17 protein-coding genes are annotated in these 21,996 nt (G+C 43.5%); 11 read left to right on the forward strand and 6 right to left on the reverse strand.

All coding sequences use genetic code 11. From position 1 onward, the window contains the following. The 3 genes from BET10_RS09835 to BET10_RS09845 all read left to right on the forward strand — a co-directional run bounded on the left by BET10_RS09835 (position 1) and on the right by BET10_RS09845 (position 6,061). A complete protein-coding gene (locus BET10_RS09835) occupies positions 1-1,383 on the forward strand; it encodes an amidohydrolase (RefSeq protein ID WP_070985371.1) in 1,383 nt (460 codons plus the stop codon). A gap of 12 nt (positions 1,384-1,395) precedes the next feature. Continuing rightward, entirely contained in the window at positions 1,396-2,628 is a 1,233-nt protein-coding gene (locus BET10_RS09840) for an amidohydrolase family protein (protein WP_070985372.1), read from the forward strand. A 565-nt stretch (positions 2,629-3,193) separates the two neighbouring features. Next, positions 3,194-6,061 carry a TonB-dependent receptor plug domain-containing protein gene (locus tag BET10_RS09845; RefSeq protein WP_070985373.1) on the forward strand — a complete coding sequence of 956 codons (2,868 nt, stop codon included), beginning with the start codon at positions 3,194-3,196 and terminating at the stop codon, positions 6,059-6,061. 107 nt (positions 6,062-6,168) lie between these two features. Here the strand turns inward: BET10_RS09845 and asnS are convergent, their stop codons facing one another. Further along, positions 6,169-7,566, reverse strand: a complete 1,398-nt coding sequence (asnS, locus tag BET10_RS09850) for an asparagine--tRNA ligase (RefSeq protein WP_070985374.1) — start codon at positions 7,564-7,566, stop codon at positions 6,169-6,171. 327 nt (positions 7,567-7,893) lie between these two features. Between asnS and BET10_RS09855 the strand changes: the two genes are divergently transcribed. Further along, positions 7,894-8,328 (forward strand): AAA family ATPase, encoded by a 435-nt coding sequence (locus BET10_RS09855; RefSeq protein WP_070985375.1) that lies wholly within the window; start codon positions 7,894-7,896, stop codon positions 8,326-8,328. Positions 8,329-8,331: 3 nt separating this feature from the next. On the opposite strand, the gene BET10_RS09860 is transcribed toward BET10_RS09855, so the two are convergent. Further along, a complete protein-coding gene (locus tag BET10_RS09860) occupies positions 8,332-9,468 on the reverse strand; it encodes a putative manganese transporter (RefSeq protein WP_070985376.1) in 1,137 nt (378 codons plus the stop codon). 72 nt (positions 9,469-9,540) lie between these two features. Beyond that, positions 9,541-11,169, reverse strand: coding sequence for a M28 family metallopeptidase (locus BET10_RS09865; protein WP_070985377.1), 1,629 nt, complete (start codon positions 11,167-11,169; stop codon positions 9,541-9,543). 149 nt (positions 11,170-11,318) lie between these two features. On the opposite strand from BET10_RS09865, the gene BET10_RS09870 reads away from it, so the two are divergent. From BET10_RS09870 to BET10_RS09880, 3 genes are read left to right on the forward strand one after another with little or no spacing between them, the layout of a single operon-like run. Next, positions 11,319-12,191: a DUF3025 domain-containing protein gene (locus tag BET10_RS09870; RefSeq protein ID WP_070985378.1), complete on the forward strand. Its 873-nt coding sequence runs from the start codon at positions 11,319-11,321 to the stop codon at positions 12,189-12,191. Continuing rightward, positions 12,127-12,912 (forward strand): ABC transporter ATP-binding protein, encoded by a 786-nt coding sequence (locus BET10_RS09875; RefSeq protein ID WP_070985379.1) that lies wholly within the window; start codon positions 12,127-12,129, stop codon positions 12,910-12,912. The genes BET10_RS09870 and BET10_RS09875 overlap by 65 nt, the downstream gene beginning before the upstream one ends. Next, positions 12,905-14,113 carry an ABC transporter permease gene (locus BET10_RS09880; protein ID WP_070985380.1) on the forward strand — a complete coding sequence of 403 codons (1,209 nt, stop codon included), beginning with the start codon at positions 12,905-12,907 and terminating at the stop codon, positions 14,111-14,113. Before BET10_RS09875 ends, BET10_RS09880 begins: the two co-directional genes overlap by 8 nt. Before the next feature lie 56 nt (positions 14,114-14,169). Here the strand turns inward: BET10_RS09880 and BET10_RS09885 are convergent, their stop codons facing one another. Next, complete coding sequence (locus tag BET10_RS09885; RefSeq protein ID WP_070985381.1) at positions 14,170-14,970, reverse strand: UDP-2,3-diacylglucosamine diphosphatase; 801 nt, start codon at positions 14,968-14,970, stop codon at positions 14,170-14,172. Positions 14,971-15,240: 270 nt separating this feature from the next. Between BET10_RS09885 and BET10_RS09890 the strand changes: the two genes are divergently transcribed. The 3 genes from BET10_RS09890 (at position 15,241) to BET10_RS22075 (ending at position 16,230) form a co-directional block, all read left to right on the forward strand. Next, a complete protein-coding gene (locus BET10_RS09890; protein ID WP_070985382.1) occupies positions 15,241-15,696 on the forward strand; it encodes an energy transducer TonB in 456 nt (151 codons plus the stop codon). Positions 15,697-15,809: 113 nt separating this feature from the next. After that, complete coding sequence (locus BET10_RS21470) at positions 15,810-16,091, forward strand: hypothetical protein (RefSeq protein ID WP_070985383.1); 282 nt, start codon at positions 15,810-15,812, stop codon at positions 16,089-16,091. After that, positions 16,081-16,230, forward strand: a complete 150-nt coding sequence (locus BET10_RS22075) for a chitin binding peritrophin-A domain-containing protein (protein ID WP_170829130.1) — start codon at positions 16,081-16,083, stop codon at positions 16,228-16,230. Before BET10_RS21470 ends, BET10_RS22075 begins: the two co-directional genes overlap by 11 nt. Positions 16,231-16,311: 81 nt before the next feature. Here BET10_RS22075 and BET10_RS09900 read toward each other — a convergent pair whose 3' ends face one another. Then, on the reverse strand, positions 16,312-18,345 hold the full coding sequence (locus BET10_RS09900) for a S9 family peptidase (RefSeq protein WP_070985384.1): 2,034 nt from the start codon (positions 18,343-18,345) through the stop codon (positions 16,312-16,314). Positions 18,346-18,895: 550 nt separating this feature from the next. Here BET10_RS09900 and BET10_RS09905 point away from each other — a divergent pair. Next, the gene (locus tag BET10_RS09905) at positions 18,896-19,831 is read left to right on the forward strand and encodes an LbetaH domain-containing protein (RefSeq protein ID WP_139158553.1); all 936 of its coding nucleotides are present in this window, start codon (positions 18,896-18,898) and stop codon (positions 19,829-19,831) included. A 425-nt stretch (positions 19,832-20,256) separates the two neighbouring features. On the opposite strand, the gene BET10_RS09910 is transcribed toward BET10_RS09905, so the two are convergent. Continuing rightward, complete coding sequence (locus BET10_RS09910; RefSeq protein ID WP_070985386.1) at positions 20,257-21,981, reverse strand: proline--tRNA ligase; 1,725 nt, start codon at positions 21,979-21,981, stop codon at positions 20,257-20,259. Positions 21,982-21,996: the final 15 nt, after the last annotated feature.

Here is a 21,996-nt window from a genome sequence, read left to right on the forward strand (position 1 = left end):
ATGCAAAAATTTGCCCCTTCTATATTGGTGCTGGCATTGAGTGCTGCACTGGCGGGCTGCCAAGACAAAGGCCCGCAAAAAGAAAAAGTAAATATCGATAAAAACCCTTACCCAAGCACATACAAAGCAATGCCTTCAAGCGCTACTTTGATCACCAATGCTACGGTACTAACTGGTACGGGTGAGCGTTTAGATAACGCTGATGTTTATATTGTTGACGGTAAAATCAGCCAGGTTGGTGTTGATCTGAATGTACAAGCCGATACAACAGTTGACGCGCAAGGTAAGTGGGTGACACCGGGTATTATTGATGTGCATTCTCACTTAGGCGCATACCCAAGCCCAGCGGTTGAGTCGCATCAGGATGGCAATGAAATGATCAGCCCAAATACTGCACAGGTATGGGTTGAGCACTCAGTGTGGCCTCAAGACCCTGGTTTCAATAGAGCTCGCGAAGGTGGTATCACTACGCTACAAATCTTACCTGGGTCTGCAAATTTATTTGGTGGCCGCAGCGTAACGTTAAAAAATGTTCCTGCACACACAATGCAAGGGATGAAGTTTCCTGATGCGCCATATGGTTTGAAAATGGCATGTGGTGAAAATCCAAAACGTGTATACGGTGGCAAGGGCGTAGCACCTTACACACGTATGGGGAACATGGCCGGTTATCGTCAAGCTTGGATTGAAGCGACTGAGTACAAACTTGCTTGGGAACGTTATGAGCAAGAATACGCTGCAGGAATGAACCCTGACGCACCAAAGCGTGATATTAGACTCGATACACTTAGAGGTGTATTAGATGGTGAAATCTTAATTCATAACCATTGTTATAAAGCAGAAGAAATGGCGATGATGATTGACTTAGGTAAAGAGTTTAATTATCACTCTGGTACTTTCCATCACGGCATCGAAGCATACAAAGTAGCGGATTTACTTGCCCAAAATGGTAACTGTGCTGCACTTTGGCCAGATTGGTGGGGCTTTAAAATGGAAGCCTATGACATGGTGCAAGAGAACGTAGCAATTGTAGATGCAGTTAAGAATTCATGTGCTGTAGTTCACTCTGATTCAGATACAACTATCCAACGCCTAAATCAAGAAGCGGGTAAAGTAATGTATACCGCTAATCAAAAAGGCTTCAATCTTAAAGAGCAAGACGCTATCAAGTGGATAACTTATAACGCTGCTAAGTCGCTTGGCGTTTCAGACAAGACAGGCTCTATTGAACAAGGTAAGCAAGCTGACGTCGTTATTTGGGATAAAAACCCGTTTAGCGTGTACGCAAAAGCTGAGCATGTTTACATCGACGGCGCGAAAGTATATGACCGCAAAGATGAAAAATATCAAGCTGTTAGTGATTTCATGTTAGGCCAACGATAAGGAACGTACACCATGACAAAATTTAACTTATCTATGATCACGGGTGCATTACTGGCCAGCTCGGCAGCATTTGCACAAGTTACCGCTATTACAGGAGCGACGGTTCATACTGCGACAGAGCAGGGGACTTTAAACAATGCAACTGTGCTGATCGAAGACGGGAAAATCAAAGCAATCAACCCTGAAAATGTCACCGCGAGTGAAATAGTCAGAGCAAATGGCTTAGTACTTACACCTGGATTCATTGGCTCAATGAACCAGCTCGGCTTGGTTGAAGTGGGAGCTGTAGCCAACTCACGCGATGCCTCGGATGAAAAGGCTGGTTTAGATTTTGATCCAAGCTATGCTTTTAACCCACGTTCAAGCTTGATCCCTTACGCAAGAAAGGGTGGGATCACACAAAGTGTGGTATCCCCTATAAATTACGATGGCTCGTTCCAAGGTCTTGCATTCACAGCAAACCTAAGCGGCGAGTTTGACAGCGTTGCTGATAAACATACCGCTTTTGTTATTTATCTTGGTGCAAAGAGCAAAGGCTCGCGCGCGCTAGCTTTCCAGCAATTTATTGAAAAGTTAGAAGGGCAAAAAGCTAAGCTAGCTAAAAAGGACGACAAAAAAGAAGGTGACAAGCCAAGCGGTGAAGAGCGTGTACTTAGCCAATTATTAAACGGCGAAATGCCAGTTGTAATTCATGCAAGTCGCGCAGCTGATATTGCGCAAATCATCAAGCTTAAATCAGAGTACGGCCTTGATATCATCATTAATGGTGCTGCAGATGCGGTACTGTTGGCTGACGAATTAGCTAAAGCTGAGATCCCAGTAATCGTCAGTGCCGTCGCTAATTTACCTTCTGACTTTGATGCCATGCATGCAACTTTAGAAAATGCCGGCAAGCTTGAAAAGGCGGGTGTTAAGGTGTTATTGGCGATTGCAGGTGATAGTAGCCATAACTTATATCAGCTGCGTTTTGATGCTGGTATCGCTGTGTCTAATGGCATGAGTTACGATAGTGCAATTAAAGCAGTAACAAGTAACGTTGCCGATGCGTTTGATATTAAAGGCGGTAAGATTGCAGTTGGTCAGCCTGCGGACTTAGTGCTTTGGAGTGCAGACCCATTCGAATTAAGCACAAAGGTAGAAAAAATGTGGATTAACGGCGAAGAAGTGAAGACCGACTCCCGCCATGATAAGTTACGTGAACGTTATACGACGGATTCTGAGTTACCGCGCGCGTACACCAAGTAATAAACTCTCAATTTTTGGGCCCAGCTTATTTGCTGGGCTTTTTTATTGCCCGTTCATAGATCTAAAGTAAGTTTGTCTTCTCGCTAGCAATACTCACTGCTAATTTGCGCCATATATGCATAAAGGTGCTACAAAACTACACTTTTATAACAGTATATATCTATCACCCTGTCTGCTGTCTGCTGTCTGCTGTCTGCTGTCTGCTGTCTGCTGTCTGCTGTCTGCTCGGGAATAACCAGTGTAAATGTTTTGTAACCTTTGTTTCTCGTTTTGTTTCTAATTTTATACGGGATTTACTAAGCTTTTCCGCAGTTTTTTTAATGCATGTAATTTTCTGCGCAGCTAATTTATATGAATAAAGTATTTATGATCATCTGCGCATAAACTTACGCAACCTATGTTGCATAAGCGACTAATTTACGTATTTTTGAGATGAAAGTTCTCATATCCCATCGTATTAATGTTTACATATTGTTAATGGTGTGTTTCTATATGCGCGCCATAAAAACAATAATTCATAACGAAATCAACATTTCGATAGAGTTTCATAAATTAGGGGAAATCTATGCTCAACTCAACGCTATGTAATGCTATTAGACTGGCTTTAATGGGCGGTCTGGCATTATCTGGTCAAACTGCAATGGCAGCCGAAAACGAGGGTGGTCAAGCAAAAAACGAAAAAGAAATCGAACGTATTGTTACTACGGGCTCTCGTATTGGCCGTGCCGAAATAGAAGGGCCATCGCCAGTTGTGGTGATGACCGCGGAAGATATTGAAGCGAAGGGGTTTAGCAACGTATTTGAGGCGATTCAGTCGCTTTCATCTGCAACCGGAGACACACAGGGCCAAGGTTACACCAATAGTTTCACACCGAATGCTGAAACTGCGAACTTACGTGGTATGGGCGCAAACCGAACGCTTGTGTTACTTAATGGCCGCCGTGTTGCCAACTATCCACGCGCATTTAACGGTGAGAATAACGTATTTAACTTGTCTACTATCAGTGCAGCTGCAATTTCAAGAATTGAGATCCTCACAGGTGGCAGCTCGGCGGTTTATGGGTCTGATGCCATCGCTGGGGTTGTGAATATCATCACAAAAACCAATGTTGAGGATACCACGGTACGCTTGCGCCATAGCACCACAGATCAAGGTGGTGGTGATAGTAACAAGTTCTCAATTACGGGTGGGTTTAGTGAGGGTGATCTTAGCCTGACTTATGCACTTGAATATAGCCAACAAGATATGTTGCGCGGCTATGAGCGCGACTGGTTGGACGATTTTAACGATGGTCCTGCCACAGAAGAAGAGCCAGAATATCAAAGGGTTAATTCACGTTCTATAATGGCGGCAACCTATGATGGTGGGTTCACTTATTTACACCCTGATGAGTTTGGTAACAATCTGTGTGACCAATGGAGTGGCTATGAGTTATCTGAAAGACCTTCTAGGGGCTTTTACTGTGGCCGTGATAGCACCGGTGATGGCTCATACATTAATGACCGTGAGCATTTGTCTTTATACACCAATTTAACTTGGCAGCTAAACGCTGAACATGAGTTTTTTGCAGAAGCGCTCTATTGGGATAGTGAAGCGGAGAATCGCGGTGGTTACGGTATAAGCTGGGGAACTGACAGACTACCTGAGGGCATAGCAATCGCAGATCAATGGGTGTGGGATGCCACCAATGACCGCTACCTATTTATGCAACGTACCTTCTCTGAAGAAGAGGTGGGTGATGTAAACGGTCACTTTGAAGATGAAATGCTTTATGCAGCAACAGGGTTCAGAGGCACGATATTAGAGGATTGGAGCTATGAAGTGTCTCTTTCTCATAGTGCGTCAGACAACTTTGAATATGAGAACTTAATTGCATCAGATAAAGCGATGGATTATTTCTTAGGGCAACCAGTTGCAGGCACGACCAATGAATTCAATCCTGACTTTGACCTGTTCTGGCGTCCTTTGGATGCACAGGGACGTAATGCTATTGTTGAAGTGAATGACTCGAAAGCGGATGCCTCCGTCACTACTATTAATGCGTCTTTGACTGGTACTGCATTTGAATTACCGTCAGGCGAGGTTGATTTTGCGGTTGCCTTAGAATGGTCCTCTGAAGATTACCAAATTAAGCTTGATCCACGTACATTGGATAAAAGCCGAGGTTGGGGTAATGGCTTGACGGGCACCGAAGGTGAGGGTGAGCGTGACCGTTACGGTATGGCACTGGAATTTAGGGTCCCAATTACTGAACAACTGCAAGCAAACATTGCGGGTCGTTATGATTACTATGATGATGAAACCGAAGTGGATGGGGCATTCACCTACCAACTGGGTTTAGAATACCGGCCACTTGATGAGCTACTAATTCGCGCAAATTACGGCACAACCTTTAGAGCGCCCGATATCCATCAGGTATTTGCGGGACCTTCTGGTTTCTATCAGGGTTTTACCGACTATTGGTTAGAGAGTAAGTGTGTTCAGATAGTAACAGGTCAAGACACTGGGCTGTCGCAAGCAGAAAATGATGCGATTGCCTATCAGTGTGATATGGACAGTGCTGGTAAACTCAAAGAAGGACAGCGCTACCAAGGTACGCGAACAGGTAACAAAGGTCTTAAAGAAGAGACAGGCTACTCAGCCACACTTGGCTTTGTATGGAGTATCACCGATGAGGTCGATTTCATCGCCGATGTATACCGTATCCGTATTGAAGATAAAGTAGAAAGCTGGGATACGGATCACTTCTTTAGAACAGAAGCCGCTTGTCGCAACGGTCAATCTGACAACCAAGCGTTATGTGACGATGTACTCAATCGTATCAAGCGTTTTGATGCAGATGCGCCCAATGTGGGTTTAACGGTGAATACAGCGCATACCACCTATATTAACCAGTCATTGAGTGAACAAACCGGTTTTGATATGAATCTTAAGGCAGGCTTTGATTTAGGTGATTACGGCCAGCTGGATATTGATTTAAAATATACCCATGTACTTGAAGTGGTTAACCAAGAATTCCCAGGAGATGAGATTGACAAGGAATATCGTGATAGCTGGTTAAACAATGACTTTCGCTCACGCTGGGACAATAAATTTGGTTGGCGTAAAGATGACTGGATTGTTCAACTGCAACAAACCCGTTTAGGCTCAAGCTGGAACTATGAAGATCCTGATCCAGACCGCAACCCAGCTGATGATCGTCGTGCGTTAGCTGCGCGTATGGCGCCTTGGTTGGTGTATAACCTAGGTATCACATACGTGGTCAACGACAACCACAACGTGAAGTTTGGTGTGAATAACCTACGTGATTCTAAAGCACGCAGTGATGAGAGTTACATCGGTGGCGATCCTTGGTTTAACCGTGCAAGATACCCTGTAACTACTGCAATTATGGGTCGTAGCTTCTCATTAGAGTGGATAGCACGCTTCTAAGGCTTGACGTGTACAAAGCGGTCATATCGATTGACCGCTCAATTAGAACAGGCAAAAAAATACCCAGCAAATGCTGGGTATTTTTATAATATAAAGCTGATATACGCTTAGTATGTCGCACTGCCTTTTGTACGGGGGAAGGCAATTACATCACGCACGTTACCCATACCGGTTACATATGCAACTAAACGCTCAAAACCTAGACCAAAACCAGAGTGAGGTACAGTGCCGTAACGACGCAAATCACGATACCAGCTGTAGTCTTCTTTATCTAAGCCCATTTCTTCTAAACGTGCATCCAAAACGTCTAAACGTTCTTCACGCTGTGAGCCACCGATGATTTCACCTATACCTGGCGCTACCACATCCATTGCGGCAACCGTTTTGCCATCTTCGTTTTGACGCATGTAGAAGGCTTTGATGTCGCGAGGGTAGTTCTTTATCACAACGGGTGCTTTGAAATGTTCTTCTGCTAAGTAGCGTTCATGCTCTGATTGCAAATCAACACCCCATTCAACAGGGAATTCAAACTTCTTACCACAATCTTTAAGAATTTCGATAGCATCGGTGTAGTCAACTTGTGCGAAGTCTTTTTCAACAAACTCTTCCAAACGCGAGATAGCGGTTTTCTCGATACGCTGAGCAAAGAATTCCATATCATCACGACGCTCTGCTAACACGGCTTTGAATACATACTTCAACATGCTCTCCGCAAGCTGAGCGATATCTTCCAGATCCGCAAACGCGACTTCCGGCTCAACCATCCAAAACTCAGCCAAGTGGCGAGATGTGTTTGAGTTTTCAGCGCGGAATGTTGGGCCAAAGGTATAAATTTTTGACATAGCGCTTGCGTATGTTTCGCCGTTTAGCTGGCCAGATACAGTAAGGAATGCTTCTTTACCAAAGAAGTCTTCGCTGTAGTCAACATCGCCTTTGTCTGTACGAGGCAGGTTGTTCATATCAAGCGTTGACACTCGGAACATTTCACCTGCGCCTTCACAGTCACTCGCTGTGATGATAGGCGTGCTGATCCACATGTAGCCTTGCTCGTGGAAGAAGCGATGAATCGCCTGACTTAAGCAGTTACGTACACGTGTTACAGCACCAATCACGTTAGTACGAGGGCGTAAGTGGGCGTGTTCACGTAAGTATTCAATACTATGGCGCTTAGCGGCCATAGGGTAGGTGTCTGGGTTCTCAACCCAGCCTAATACCTCTACTGAGTTGGCTTGAATTTCGAATGCCTGACCTTGACCTTCAGATTGAACTAACACGCCTGTTACTTTCACAGAGCAACCAGCCGTTAAGCGGGTAACTTCATCATAATTATTGAGCGAATTAGGAACAACTGCTTGGATAGGATCAAAACAAGAACCGTCATGAACGGCTAAGAAAGAAATACCTGCTTTTGAATCGCGGCGTGTACGGATCCAGCCTTTGACTGTTACCTGGCTGTCAACCGCAACGGTGCCCTTGAGTAGCTCCGTTATCGCTATGTGGCTCATCTTCACTCCAATGATATAAGTTACCTAATAATTATTCGATTGTACCTGTAAATATTATTACAGGCACGTGAACCGTATCTTACCTTTGATAAAGCAATAAAAAAACACTCAATTGCAACTCTTTTACAAGTAAATTGGTATTAGTTCATTTAAAGCGCCTTTTTGTACTTTTTATGAACAAATTGTGAGTGGCTTTAAGCGGCTGTAGTGAGTCAAACTACTCACTGCGCATACTTTGTTCATGTAATTCATGATTAAATTTAAAAAGTGTGGCATGATACGCGTTTATTTATGGATTGCTCACGACTTAGGTAACGTTAATCGTCGATGAAACAAGTTTTTATTTTGAGGGGCTTACCCGGATGCGGTAAGACACATTATGCGCAAACGCTTGCTGATGAACTGGTAGCAGGCGATGAAAGCCAATATTTGATCTGCTCAACCGATGACTACTTTTATAATGATGCCGGAGAATATCATTTTGAGAAGTACAAGCTGCCGCAGTACCACAATCTCAATTTAGCACGTTTTATAAATGGCTTAAGCGAGGGGATCCCACTGATAATTGTAGATAACACTAACATCAAAAAGTGGGAATTTATCGCCTACAGCGCAGCGGCCACAGCGATGGGTTATCAAGTCAAAGAAGTGATAGTGGGTGAAGTTAAAGACAAGTCAATGCAGCATCTTTATGCAAAACGCAACACTCATGGTGTTGCCCTTAAAACCATCAGCAAAATGGCGTATATCTTTGAGTGGTAATCTTTAGAACCAGTAAATCGTATAAGCGACTAACAAAGCGGGCAGCACAGAGTAGCAGGTAGCTAAAAGCGCAGCCTTAGGCGCGAGAGCTATGGCTGGAAACAGCGCATCGCCATCGTTGGAGATTGCATTCCCTGCCAATGCACTGAACGGAATCACGCCCTGTATATAAAGTGTGGCTACAATGATTTGTGGCCCACAACCTGGCAATAAACCAATTATTATGCCTAGCATCGGTGTTAATGCGGCAACAGAACTAAACCAAGTTGCAATATCAAATCCCGTTCCTAGTACTATGATTTCGTAAAGCATAAAACTGGCAATCACCCAAACACTCACAAAATGGGTATCTTTGACAGCTAAAGTGAAATCGTCAGTGGTCTCGAGGTTTTGTGTTGAAGACGATTGCAGGTTGCCATCTAGTGCCCAGCAAAGCGTAGCAAAAATTGCCATTGAACAGCCAAATAGTTGTACTAAGTAAGACATTGCACCCAGTTGTATATTTGCAGCCAGTAATAGAGAAATCAACAGGCAAGGTATTAGTAGACATTGCCACAATCTACTGGCAATACGACTCACAACATCACTGTTATGTGTAGTTGGGGTATGGCTGCGGTGCGCAACTTCCAATTCTGGCTCGGGCAGGGTGTTAACAAGTATCCCACTCACAAAGCCAACTGCTATCCCGAGCGCGATCATCAGCAGTCCATCTAGCGGCTTTTTTGCCAGTAGGAGAAAAGCGGCATCCCCCATGGTCGATGTTAATACAGCCACTAGAGAGCCAAAGCTGGCCTGACGTTGAGTATATTGAGTGACCACTATAATTGCACCACCACAACCAGGTAACGCGCCTAGAACAGAAGCGAATGCGACTTCAAGCGCGGGCGACTTACTACTCAGATAGCGTAATTCAAGCTGGGGAAGGCGACCTACTACTCGGTGATAAATATATAAAGTACCAGCCACAAATACAGCAACCTGAAAGAACGCGTCTGCAAGTGTTGTAATGGTTGTAGCGCGTGTTGGCGAATAGACAATTGCACACACTAGTAGCAGCGGCAATATCAAGCGTTTATTATAAACATACTGGCGAGCTAGGGTGTTGAAGTAAAAGCGATACTTTATAGAAGATGAAAGCATATAGTGTAACCCAGTAAAACAATAGGGTTACACTATATTTTAGATCTAAATGATAATCAATGTCACTTAGAACTATTTGCGTTGAAACTCAGAACTTGCGTTCCAAGTTGGCCATTGTGGTTGTTGAGAAACCTCATAGCCTACTTTATAAAACAACTGCAAGTCTTGCACCGCACCACTTAAGTCCCACTCGTCGCGATAACGGTCACATGGTTGGTGATAACAACCACGTAGAACAAGGCTCATTCGCTTACGGTAATCAGCGGTTTGCTCATCAAGGGCTTCAGTACCGCCGCCTGCATACATGGCAGGGACACCCATGTTAGCAAATGCAAAGTGATCAGAGCGATAGTATCCACCTGAGGCAGGTTTAGGATCGCCTGAAACAACTCGCCCTTGCTGCTTTGCAGCATCTGCAAGCGTGGTGTCTAACGAAGATTTACCAATACCAACCACACTGATGTCTTTTACTTTACCCAGTAGGTTTAAGCTATCCATGTTAATGTTGGCAACGGTTTTATCCGCTGGGATCACGGGGTTAGCAGCGTAAAACTTAGAGCCTAGTAGGCCTTGTTCTTCTGCGGTTACCGCTAAAAAGGTAATAGAGCGGTCTGGGCGAGTTGGTAACTTAGCGAATGCTTCGGCCACTTCAATCATGCCCCCTGTGCCAGTCGCATTATCGTGGGCACCATTGTAAATTTGGTCACCTTTACGATTCTTATCTGTGCCTAGGTGATCCCAGTGAGCTGAATAAATCACATGTTCGTCAGGTGTTTTACTGCCAGGTAGCGTGGCAATAAAGTTGTATGACGTTGAAGTTTTAATCTTACTCTTAACGGTGACAGAGGCGGTTAAATCTCCCATATCAACATGATACGCGCCTTTTGCTGCGCTCGCTTTGGCAGTTTCAAAATCAAGACCGGCTTTGCTAAACAACTCTTTAGCTACATCTACCGTGACCCAACCTTCAACAGCCACTCTATCCATGTTGTTGTTGGCTTTTTGGAAACCAAATTGCTCGCCGCTCCAAGAGTTTTCAACCACGCTCCACGGGTAAGATGCAGGTGCTGTTTCATGAACAATGATAGCGCCTGCAGCTCCTTGACGGCTCGCTTCTTCAAATTTGTAAGTCCAACGGCCATAATAGGTCATTGCTTCACCAGTAAACATACTTGGGTCTTTGGTTGCAAAACCTGGGTCGTTAACTAGCATAACAACTGTTTTGCCTTTAACGTCAAGACCTTCGTAGTCATTCCAATTGTATTCAGGCGCGTTAACACCATAGCCTACAAATACTAACTCAGAATCTTGAATTGACTCTAATGGACTGATTCGACTGGTGCCCATGACCATGTCTTTCTTATATTGATATGCCTTACCACCAATATCTAAGGTCATGTTGGCGTCGGCTTCAATTGAAACAAGTGGCACTTCTTGAAAGAAGCTGTCGCCGTTACCAGGTTGATAACCAAGTGCTTTAAATTGCTCGCTTAGATAGGCGAGTGTTAATTCTTCACCCTTTGATGAGGGCGCACGGCCACCAAATTCGTCTGATGCTAGAGTTTTGATGTGCTGAGCCAGTTGCTGAGCATTGATGCTATCATAAGCTGCTTGTACATCCGCATTGGTGTTAGAAGTTGTACTCGCACATCCTGCAAGTACAGCAACAGCCAAAGCGCTGAGAGTCATTTTTAATTTCATAGCTGTTCTTTTGTTATTAAGTTAAGACGCGTAAGTATAAACATAAAAATCCATAACTTTCGAGCAGCTGCGATAGTTACCATGATCTGGCGTTGGCGCTTGGAGCAACATGGGGTAAACTGGCGCAAAGAATTTCTATGTAGTTATTAATGAAAAAGTTCACACCACCCGAAACCTTTGATGCAAAATTATTGAGCGGCGGTGCGTTTGAGCACTTAAACCGTATATTCAACCTAAACGAGCACGAAAACTGGCCAACCTTTGACTGGTTAAATGCGCTCGCCAGTATTGCGAACTGTAACGGAAACACTCTAGAGTTTGTGCCTGACGCCCAGTTACAAGACGAAACTCGTTATTACGAGCAAATTATATTCGAAACAGGGGCTGTACCTACCAGAGAACAAAATTGGCACGACTTGTTTGGCGCAATGATTTGGTGCTTGTTTCCAAAAACGAAAGCTTTATTAAATAAGCAGCATATCATTGAAATCGATAAACATGGCCTCAAGCAGCGCAGCAAACACAGAAACGCATTGACCCTATTTGATGAGTGTGGAGTGGTGTTAGCAATGACTGACAACCGCTTTGCTGAGCAGCTTAAAAATCATTGCTGGGTTGACGCGTTTGTTACACAAAGAGCAAGCTGGGACAAAGAAATTAAGGCTTTCATATTCGGCCATGCTAATTATGAGATGTTGACTCAACCTTTTATTGGCCTAACGGGAAAAGCGTTATGTATTGAGGTTGAGGAGGCATTTTTTAAGCTAGACTTGCGGGCACAATATGAATATTTAGATACACGGTTAGTGGACATGATTGACCAAGGAGGTGTGCTTAACGATAACACCCAATTATCACCTCTGCCTTTACTGGGTGTACCAAATTGGTGGGACGCCAATCAATCTATAGAATTCTACCACAATACCGACTATTTCAGAGCTAAGCGAAGGAACACACATGATAGAAGTCAAGGCGTTGCAAAAACGCTTCAAACTGACCAAAGCACATCAACAAAAGGGTAAGTCAACGGATGTAAGAGAACGGGACGGATATTTTCACTCTGTGCAAGATGTCAGTTTTACCTGCAACCGCGGAGAAGTACTAGGCTTACTAGGCCCAAATGGTGCAGGTAAGACCACTACATTGCGAATGCTCTCGACAGCGCTTAAACCTGACAACGGTGAAATTCACATCAATGGGCAAGATGTGGTAGCCAAGCCTTTGATTGGCAGAAAAGCAATCGGCTTTTTATCAGGCTCTACTGGGTTATACGGGCGTCTAAGTGCCAAAGAAAATGTTGAGTACTTTGCCAAACTTCATGGTTTAAAGGGACGAGCACTCAAGGCGCGTTGTGATGAGCTATTTGAAGTGCTGGATATGGGCTCATTTTTAGACAAGCGTGCAGAACATTTATCAACCGGCATGAAACAAAAAGCCAATATTGCCAGAGCGGTTGTGCATCAACCAGATGTGGTGGTGTTAGATGAGCCCACGACAGGTTTGGATATCATGACCACTCAGACGGTAATTAACTTTATTCGCGATCTGAAAAACCAAGGTACGCCAGTTATTTTTTCAACGCATCACCTCGATGAAGTGGCTTTATTGTGTGACAGAATATGCGTGATAGACAGAGGGGTAAGTTGCTTTGATGACAGTGTTGAGAACTTTAAAGTAAAAGGCCAAAGCCAAGAGCTCAATCAAGCATTTATGAATCTATTACAGGGAGACACATATGTTTGAGGTATTTAAAAAAGAGCTTCTTGAGCTTATCAGAGATATAAAAACCTTGTTCTTTGTATTGGCGCTCCCCATGCTGATTTTTCCGGTGATCATGGCGTTGGTTGGCTTTTTAGGCTCTCAAGCCGCGCTAAAGGCTGAGCAGAAGGTACACACCTATTACTTGGTTAATGAGCAATACGGACAAGCCTATGCTGAAAGGGTGTTTTATCATAAGAGCTTTAAAAAGTATGCAGGAGATGAGCAGTTCACATCCATAGAGCAGTTAAAACAAGCTGTTCGTGAGGGCGTTATTGATGTGGGTATCTATTTAGAGAACGACCCTGAAAAAACGTTAGCCCAAGGCAAACAAGCTAATTGGCAAGTGGTGTTTAATGATGCGCAAAGTATTAACTTTATTTACGATAGACTGCGCTCTTTAGCAAATGAATTTTCAGACAGTCTTCGTGAGCAAACTTTAGTTTCATTGGGGATTGAAAAAACCAAGCAGCAGGCTATTTTGCAACCGATTCAAATCAGCAAAGTTGATACCGCCGATAAGCGAGAGAATCTAGGTGAAAAGTTGGGGGCCTTTATTCCTTATTTACTGATCCCTCTTGTGCTAATGGGCGCAAGCTATCCAGCCATCGACCTAGGCGCAGGTGAAAAAGAGCGTGGCACATTAGAGACGTTGTTACTGACCCCAGTTACGCGCACTCAGCTGGTATTAGGAAAATTTTTAACCGTACTACTGAGCTCGCTTGCGTGCGCGACAGTCACTGTACTCAGTATGGCTGTTTGGGTATCTGTGGCGATAGGTTTTGTAGAGTTAGACACGGTAAAGTCAGCGTTTTCTAGTGTCACAGGCGCTGATTTTTTATTAATTTTTGCGCTACTGGTGCCAATTGCCGCGATATTTTCATCCTTAGTGTTGGCGATATCAATCTATGCTCGAACGTTTAAAGAAGCGCAAAATTATATGGCGCCACTGAGCATGGGGGTGTTTTTACCCATCCTTATATCTGTGATGCCTAATATGGAACTCAGTGCAAAAACCGCGTTAATTCCAGTAACCAATGTTGCACTGGCGATAAAAGAAATTATCAAAGGTACGGTGGATTATGGTTTGCTGAGCATGATCGTCATCGCCTCAGTGGCACTTGCTGCGTTACTGCTAGCATTTTGCGTACGTTGGTTTTCTAAAGAAGAGGTATTATTCCGCTAATCATCACAGTATGTAACAAGCGCGAATTTAGAGTTTGCGCTTGTTACATAGCAATTTTAGGCCGCCTTGACACCAGCGCTTTTGACTTCGCTTAACTCCACCACATTGACGACGTGCTGAATGTCAGACCAATGTAATAGTTCAATTCGACCATTTTTATTCTCAACCAGCGCAGTGCAGTTCTCAATCCAATCACCGTCGTTACAGTACACAATACCATCTTGAACTTTGATTGCAGGCTGGTGGATATGGCCGCAAATAATACCATCCACGCCTTGCTTTTTAGCTTCGTGAATTGCTGCGGATTCGAACGCATTAATAGCAGCACGCGCCTTATGAACACGATTTTTTAGCCATGAAGCCAGTGACCAGTAATGGCCGCCATACAAACGGCGTATACGGTTGGTCCAGCGATTTAAAAATAATAAAAAGTCATACGCTGCATCGCCTGCAATGCTGATTAGCTTGTTATAACGTGTGGCAGAATCAAAGTCGTCGCCATGTAGCAGCAAGAATTTTTTACCGAGTGAGGTGGTGTGGATAAAGGTTTTGTGCACTTCGACATTGAACAGGCTTTTGCCTGCATAGTTGCGAAAAGTTTCATCGTGGTTGCCAGGAATATAGACCACCCGAGTACCAGACTCCGCTTTGGCTTGAATGCACTCAAGCACTTTGTAATGAGAGGGCTGCCAATAAAATTGACGCTTCATTGACCATAAGTCAACGATGTCGCCTACCAGATAGAGTACATCACAGCGCGTACTGTTTAAAAAATCTAACAAATAGTCGGCTTTGCAATCCTTGTAGCCGAGATGAACATCCGAGATCCAGATACTCGGGTAATACGTTGTAGTCATGGTCCGTAGCCTCAAGCGTAATAATAGTTAAATTAATGCGCTTACATGAACAAGCCATGACATTAATGCGACAGATTAGAGAAGGGTTGAGAGTTAGGTTGTATACGGAGTCTAAAATGGGCTGGGGCAGTTGTTATTGTATTGAGTACTCAAAAGCTTGTAGTCTCGTAAAAGCTATTTTAAAGTGGCGATGATCATGACTGACCAAGTTGGCATAACCTTCTATCTTGGTGAATCAGTTATAAAACAAACTAGCTATAAGGATTTAGCATGAATAAAACAGTAATACTATCGGTTTTGTGTATTCATTTGGGTGCTTGCACATCAACAGACACGTCTCAAACAGCCTCTCTTGAACAAGCAAAATATATTGATTTAACGTCAGATAGCAAAAACCAGCTGCTTGCGCAGTATTGGGTGTCCAAAAAAAGAGTCGAGCCGCTGTATCCAATTGATGCTGCCAAAAGTCGGCTGTCTGGTTGTGTTGACCTTGTGGTTGGCATTAATAGTGATGGTACATGGCATCTACATAAGGTGAAAAAGTCCTACCCGCAAGGGGTGTTTGACAAACCCACATTTGCAGCGCTTTCAAAGTGGCGATGGAAAGCTGCGGCTAATAACGTTGAAAAACTGCCAGTTTTAACGACCATCCAGATGGATTTTATGATTCAAGGCTCAAAAAACAAAAATGAGGCAGATACTCAGTGTGGCTTTGCAAATACTTAGCACAAAAATCAAGGTGAAACTTTATAAAGTGTAATTCGGTAATGTAAATTTAACACTGCTTAATGTGGTTTTAGTGTTAATTTTTGTCGTGTAAATAATTACAAGGATAAACGATGATTAATTTTCTTTATGGCAGCATCAAGTCTGCCACATTACTGCTATGCGTTGGTTACATCAGCAGCGGTTATGCTCAAACATCCGAAAATACGACCCTAAGCTCGCAAGTGACCTCTCAAAGCACTTATATTGAACTAAAAAATGGGTCAGCAACAACGCATATACAACAATTTGTAAAACAAAAAGCAGAGCTAGAAACGTCAGGGGAATGTCCTTTTACAAGTCTTCATGATCCTGAATGTACTAGAGATGAGTTGCTCCCTCACTATGAGCGATGAGCGTGAAAATTTCTGGGAATGTATTGACGGAGTGGCTCATGAAGAGAGTTGCCCCACATTACTTGAGTTTAGTTATGCGCAGCAAGGTTGTGTTTTGCCTCAAGACGTTGAGGACATGTTTGAGCACTGTAATTTTTGAGTAGGTGCTATGATTTTTCAAGAGTTGCATAAAGGGTGATTAGAAAGCCGCATCGCGCGGCTTTTTTATAGGCGATTAAGGTTATTTTTTATATTTTTCGAACCATGCCAGTGTGTGTTCGATTTTGCTGATCATCCTTGACGGCTTACCTGCAATGCCATGTGGCGCCCCTGGGATTTTGACGAGTACGGAGTCAATTTTACGATGCTTTAGCGCTTGATAAAATTGTTCAGTCTCAGCCATGGGCGTGCGTAAGTCTTCTTCACCGGTCATCAGCATGGTTGGGGTGGTAACATTGCCAACGAGGGACAGCGGTGAGCGCTGCCAGTAATGATCGACATGCTCCCACGGCATACCAGGAAATTGCGTTGGGATCTGCACTAGACCACTGTCGGCGGTCAGTACTTTACTCAGCCAGTTGATAACGGGTTTAACGACAACCGCCGCGTTAAAGCGGTTTGTTAAGCCAATTGCATACGCAGTGGCGATTCCTCCGGCTGAACCACCGGCAATAAATAAGTTGTTTTCGTCGATAAAGCCTGTTTTCAACATTGCGTCTACGCCAGAGTTGTGATCGGCGAAGTCTTCTTTAGAGCTGTATTTATATTTCAACAACATAGCAAAACGCTCACCATAGGAGCTACTACCTCTGTGGTTATCATAAAAAACCACGTAGCCTTGAGATGCATAACGCTGCAATTCAGCAGAGAAGTGTGGGCCATACGCAAGATGAGGTCCGCCATGTATTTCTAGTAATAAAGGGTACTTCTTGGCAGGGTCAAAATTAGGCGGCGTGATGTACCAGCCCTGAATTTTTTCGCCATCGAAAGATGAGGTATAGTTAATTTCGTGTACTTTACCCAATTGTTTGTGAGCCAGAAGATCTTCATTTAACTTTGTCAGCTGTTTTACTTTGCCCTTACTGTTGGTCAGTGCAACATCAGCAGGGCGCTGGCTACTGCCAGTGGTAAATGCGATATCGCCATCATAGTTGGCACTAAACTGGCCACTCAAATAAGGGCGACCTAATGTGGTACCAGAGAGGCTATCAGTTAGGTCGGTAATTTTTCCCTTTGTGGTAATTGTTGCAAGCTTCTTCATACCGTGATCATCGTATGAAATAGCCAATTTCGCGTTGCCTATCCAACTTGGATTTTGTACTGAACGGTCAAAGTCTTTGGCAACGAGTTGGCTTTTTTTAGTTTGCCAATGCATGATGTTGAGCTTGTGGTTGCGATAAGGGTTAAGCTCACCCGACGCACTTAGATAGGCCAATTGCTTACCATCTTTGGAGAAACTCGGTGAGTGCTCTCGACCCGGTGCTGAGGTTAATTGCGTGATCTTACCTTCAAAATTCACCTCAAATAAGTCACCTTCAAGCGCTTTGTACTCCCAATCTGAGATACGGTTTGCGGAAAAAACAATGGCTTTAGAGTCTGAACGCCAAGCGAGCTTGCCACCGTGATGATATTCTCCCGATGTAAGTTGGCGCGGGGTTCCGCCCTCGCTGAGTAATACAAATATTTGACGGTAGCCGGGTTTTACTAAACCACGTCCATCGGCTTGATAGTAAGCTCGGTCAATCACTACCGCAGGCTCCGACCAAGAAGCACCTTTAGGTGGGGCAGGCATTTTGGCGATAACACTTGGTTTTTCTTCTACTTTTTGGCTGAAGGCGAGCCATTTACCATCTGGTGACCAAGTTAAATCGCTCACTCCGGAACCTTGCTGAGTGAGCAAAGCTGTGCGGTTTTGTGCTAGATAATGTACGTGAATTTGATTGCTACCTGAGACATTACTGACAAAGGCAATTTTGCTACCATCTGGCGACCACCTCGGCTGACTGTAACTATTTTTGTCAGAAAATAGGGGAGATTGTACGCCTGAACTGCTATCAACCAGCCATAAGTTCTGTCTTTTGGTGTCTTTCATGATGTCGTTGGAATTTCGAACATATATAATTTGCTGGCCATTCGGTGAGATCTGAGGATCACTTGCATACTCTAGTTCAAAAATATCCTTTGCTTGTAAGCCTTCGCTGGCTTGTGCAAATACTGGCAACACAGTACACGCAAAGAATGTGCACTGTAAGGCTGTTTTTAACCTGAAAGACATATTAAGTTCCCATATAAACAGTTATTCAAATAGATATAACATAGTTATTCAGTTCGACGCGAATGTCACCCCAGATACGATAAACCTAAATAAAAATCCGATATGTGCGATGTTTGTATGAATAGCAATAGGGAAAAGCAATGATTAATTTCCTTTTATGTATGGGTCATATCTGAAGCGGTCTAGCTAAACACCTAATAATATAGAGCTAAGTGCAAAAGTTTCCGTCCATAGCACATCTATTATTGAGCTAAAAAATGGTTTAAAAACTATGTAAATAAGGAGAGTGAAGAAGCTAAAAGCGCTCACGTTTTGCGCCTGTTTTGTCTGTTGTAGTAGTTTTATTATGTATGTTACAATAATTGCGTTTTTGGTAATTATTCTGGTCGTAAACCTTAAATCCACCGAGTCATATTTTCTCAGGTATTTAATCTCACCTGAGCAAATGGTGAGCGTAGTTGCTCAGCCCCCCCTTAAAAGGCTATCCAGCGTGTCATTGAGAACGTATACATGTGTACTCCACGAGGTCTAATGTGGAGTTTTCAATCAAATGAATTTAAAAAGATTTAACATGAAGTATCTAGCGATTTTATTGGCAGCATTTTTAAGTACCGTTGTAAATGCAGCGACAAGCTCTAGTTGTCCAAATGAAGAAGGCTATTTTTACACCAATGATAGAGACACGAGAAATCCATCACAAGGGGGATTTGTTTCTCACGATGCAGATATATCTGACAATATCTGGCTAGGTAAAAATGCGGCGATATGCGGGTTTGCAACGGTAAGCAACAGAGCGAGAATTACTGGTAGAGCGATTGTTTGTGGTGATGCGGTAGTAACTGGAAGTAAAGCAAGAGTAACGGGGCATGCAAAAGTGTGTGGAAATGCCCGTATTGATGGCTCGAAACGTGATGTTGTGATGAAAGGATACTTTGAAGCATATTCAGGACTATTCGACGCCGGCGTACATTCAGCGGACAAAAAAGCGAATAAAAAAACAAATAAAGAGCACATATCTGAATTTATTAATAGTGTGAATAATTTTAGCTCTACCGTTTATTTATTTGCGGGGGAAACAAAGAGAATGATCAGCCAAAGCAGTTTCCAAGCATACCAAGATAACATTAAAGACAGCTGCGAGATTGTGTTATCAGAAATAAGTACAAATAAAGCCCTTAGAGACGGTAAAGTTGCAGTCTGGCCAAAAGAAAATATGACGAGTAGATTCAATTTAAGGGATTTAGAAGTCAATGGGTTAACCATCTCAGGTAGTCGTTTTGATCGTAATCACTTTGATATGTTTCAGTTCTCTATCAACTTACGTAATGATCAAGGTTTCGAGGCGTTTGCAAAAAAACAAAACTCTAGTGGGAAGTGGGTTAATAAAAGAGAGCAACTCAGCGGCTATTGGTTTCATAGTGAGAAGAAAGCGGCATTGCAAAATTTGCGCGCTTCATTTGTGAGTGCAGTACGAGCCTGTAAATAAGCTAGAAAAACACACTGAAAATGACCTTTAAAGTGTACTTTTTGCCATAAGTGTTATCGATCTATAAAAGATCACTTAAAAAACGACTGTTGCACGGTGAGCTATAGCGTATTCATATATTCTGAAAAAGTACGCTTATTTGTTCCTAATGATGCTCGACTTTCATCAATCATGAAAAAAGCGTTTTGAACGCGGAATAAGCAATTGTAGCTTTGATATGGCTCAATAAACTATGACAATGATCCGCAGAATGAATTAGAAAAATTTCGTTGGTTACATGATAAGAAAGTAATTTCAGATGACGAGTTTAATGCACTAAAGCATTAACTAGAAATTGAGGATGAAGTGCAAAATAGCGGGGTTAAGTGAATAAAAGGTAAAAGGCAACATTGTAAAATGTTGCCTTTTACTTTAGCTAAGGTAAATTAGCCACGAATTTGCGCTGTAATTGCAGCAACAGCTTGGTCAATATCTAGCATCAGCTTTTCACCTGTGCGGCGGTTTTTAAGCTCAACCTGATTGTTATCCAAGTTACGCTCACCAATTACTAAGGTAAATGGCACACCAAGTAATTCCATATCGTTGAACATGACCCCTGGGCGCTCTTTTCTATCATCAAACAGCACATCAATACCAGCGGCCGTAAATTCGCTGTATAAACGTTCTGCGATGTCCGGAATGCGGTGAGACTTGTGCATATTCATAGGCACAATTGCCAACTCGAATGGCGCAAGGGCTGTTGGCCACTTGATACCATAATCGTCGTTGTTTTGCTCAATTGCAGCGGCAACGATACGTGAAACACCAACACCATAACAGCCCATGGTCATGATCTGGTTTTTACCGTTTTCACCCAGCACACCTGCATTCATTGCTTCTGAGTACTTTGTGCCTAACTGGAAAATATGACCCACTTCGATACCACGTTTGATTTGCAAAGTACCTTTACCACAAGGACTTGGGTCGCCTTCAACCACATTACGTAAATCGAACACGTCATATTCAGCAACGTCTCTATCCCAGTTAATTCCGCTGTAATGCTCACCGTCTTTATTTGCGCCTGCTACAAAGTCAGCCATAACAGCAGCGCTACGGTCAACAATGATTGGCATTTTTAAGCCAACAGGACCAAGAGAACCAGGACGCGCGCCAATTGCAGCGAAGATGTCTTCTTCTTTGGCCATTTCAAGTGGTGAGTCAACCAATGGGTGTTTTTCAGCTTTGAGCTCGTTTAGCTCGTGGTCGCCACGTAAAATTAATGCAACTAAGCCACGCTGTTCATTTTCATCAGGCGCACCATACACAATCAGGGTTTTAACGCCGCGATGTGGTTTAACACCGTGCTGTGCTTTTAGATCTGCAATCGTTTTAGCTTCTGGCGTGGCAAAAGTATTAAGCTCTTTGCTAGGCTCTGGACGCGCTTCAGTAGGCGCCAGCGCTTCAGCCTTTTCGATGTTTGCAGCGTAATCACTCTCTGTACTGAAAGCGATAGCATCTTCGCCAGACTCAGCTAAAACGTGGAATTCGTGCGATACACTCCCGCCAATTGAACCGGTGTCAGCGATTACAGGGCGATAATCAAGGCCTAAACGCTCAAAAATGTTACAGTAAGCTTGGTGCATACGCTGATAAGTTTGTGCCAAACACTCTTCGGTCAAATGGAAAGAGTAAGCGTCCTTCATGGTAAATTCGCGTGCACGCATTACACCAAAACGAGGGCGAACTTCATCACGCACCTTGGTTTGTACTTGGTATAAAGTCAAAGGTAATTGTTTGTAACTGCTGATCTCTTTACGAACAAAATCAGTGATCACTTCTTCGTGTGTTGGACCTAACGCGAAAGGGCGGTTGTGTCTGTCGTTAATACGCAGAAGCTCAGGGCCAAATTGTTCCCAACGGCCAGATTCTTGCCAAAGATCAGCAGGCTGAATAACAGGCATTAACATTTCGATTGCGCCCGCTTTGTTCATTTCTTCGCGCACAACTTGCTCGACTTTGCGTAGCACTTTTAATCCAGATGGCAGCCAAGTGTATAAACCTGAGGCCAGTTTGCGGATCATACCCGCACGTAACATTAACTGGTGGCTGATAATTTCAGCATCTGATGGCGTTTCTTTTAAAGTCGCCAAGATATATTGACTGGTACGCATGATGGTTCCGTTCGT

It is taken from the genome of Pseudoalteromonas amylolytica, assembly GCF_001854605.1.
Classification (GTDB): domain Bacteria; phylum Pseudomonadota; class Gammaproteobacteria; order Enterobacterales; family Alteromonadaceae; genus Pseudoalteromonas; species Pseudoalteromonas amylolytica.

Coding starts and splice junctions, on each gene's coding strand:
- BET10_RS09910 (WP_070985386.1), bottom strand. CDS start 21,981: ATGCGTACCAGTCAATATATCTTGGCGACTTTAAAAGAAACGCCATCA.
- BET10_RS09855 (WP_070985375.1), top strand. CDS start 7,894: ATGAAACAAGTTTTTATTTTGAGGGGCTTACCCGGATGCGGTAAGACA.
- asnS (WP_070985374.1), bottom strand. CDS start 7,566: ATGAGCCACATAGCGATAACGGAGCTACTCAAGGGCACCGTTGCGGTT.
- BET10_RS09870 (WP_070985378.1), top strand. CDS start 11,319: ATGAAAAAGTTCACACCACCCGAAACCTTTGATGCAAAATTATTGAGC.
- BET10_RS09890 (WP_070985382.1), top strand. CDS start 15,241: ATGAATAAAACAGTAATACTATCGGTTTTGTGTATTCATTTGGGTGCT.
- BET10_RS09840 (WP_070985372.1), top strand. CDS start 1,396: ATGACAAAATTTAACTTATCTATGATCACGGGTGCATTACTGGCCAGC.
- BET10_RS09835 (WP_070985371.1), top strand. CDS start 1: ATGCAAAAATTTGCCCCTTCTATATTGGTGCTGGCATTGAGTGCTGCA.
- BET10_RS09900 (WP_070985384.1), bottom strand. CDS start 18,345: ATGTCTTTCAGGTTAAAAACAGCCTTACAGTGCACATTCTTTGCGTGT.
- BET10_RS09905 (WP_139158553.1), top strand. CDS start 18,896: ATGAATTTAAAAAGATTTAACATGAAGTATCTAGCGATTTTATTGGCA.
- BET10_RS21470 (WP_070985383.1), top strand. CDS start 15,810: ATGATTAATTTTCTTTATGGCAGCATCAAGTCTGCCACATTACTGCTA.
- BET10_RS09880 (WP_070985380.1), top strand. CDS start 12,905: ATGTTTGAGGTATTTAAAAAAGAGCTTCTTGAGCTTATCAGAGATATA.
- BET10_RS09845 (WP_070985373.1), top strand. CDS start 3,194: ATGCTCAACTCAACGCTATGTAATGCTATTAGACTGGCTTTAATGGGC.
- BET10_RS22075 (WP_170829130.1), top strand. CDS start 16,081: ATGAGCGATGAGCGTGAAAATTTCTGGGAATGTATTGACGGAGTGGCT.
- BET10_RS09860 (WP_070985376.1), bottom strand. CDS start 9,468: ATGCTTTCATCTTCTATAAAGTATCGCTTTTACTTCAACACCCTAGCT.
- BET10_RS09885 (WP_070985381.1), bottom strand. CDS start 14,970: ATGACTACAACGTATTACCCGAGTATCTGGATCTCGGATGTTCATCTC.
- BET10_RS09865 (WP_070985377.1), bottom strand. CDS start 11,169: ATGAAATTAAAAATGACTCTCAGCGCTTTGGCTGTTGCTGTACTTGCA.
- BET10_RS09875 (WP_070985379.1), top strand. CDS start 12,127: ATGATAGAAGTCAAGGCGTTGCAAAAACGCTTCAAACTGACCAAAGCA.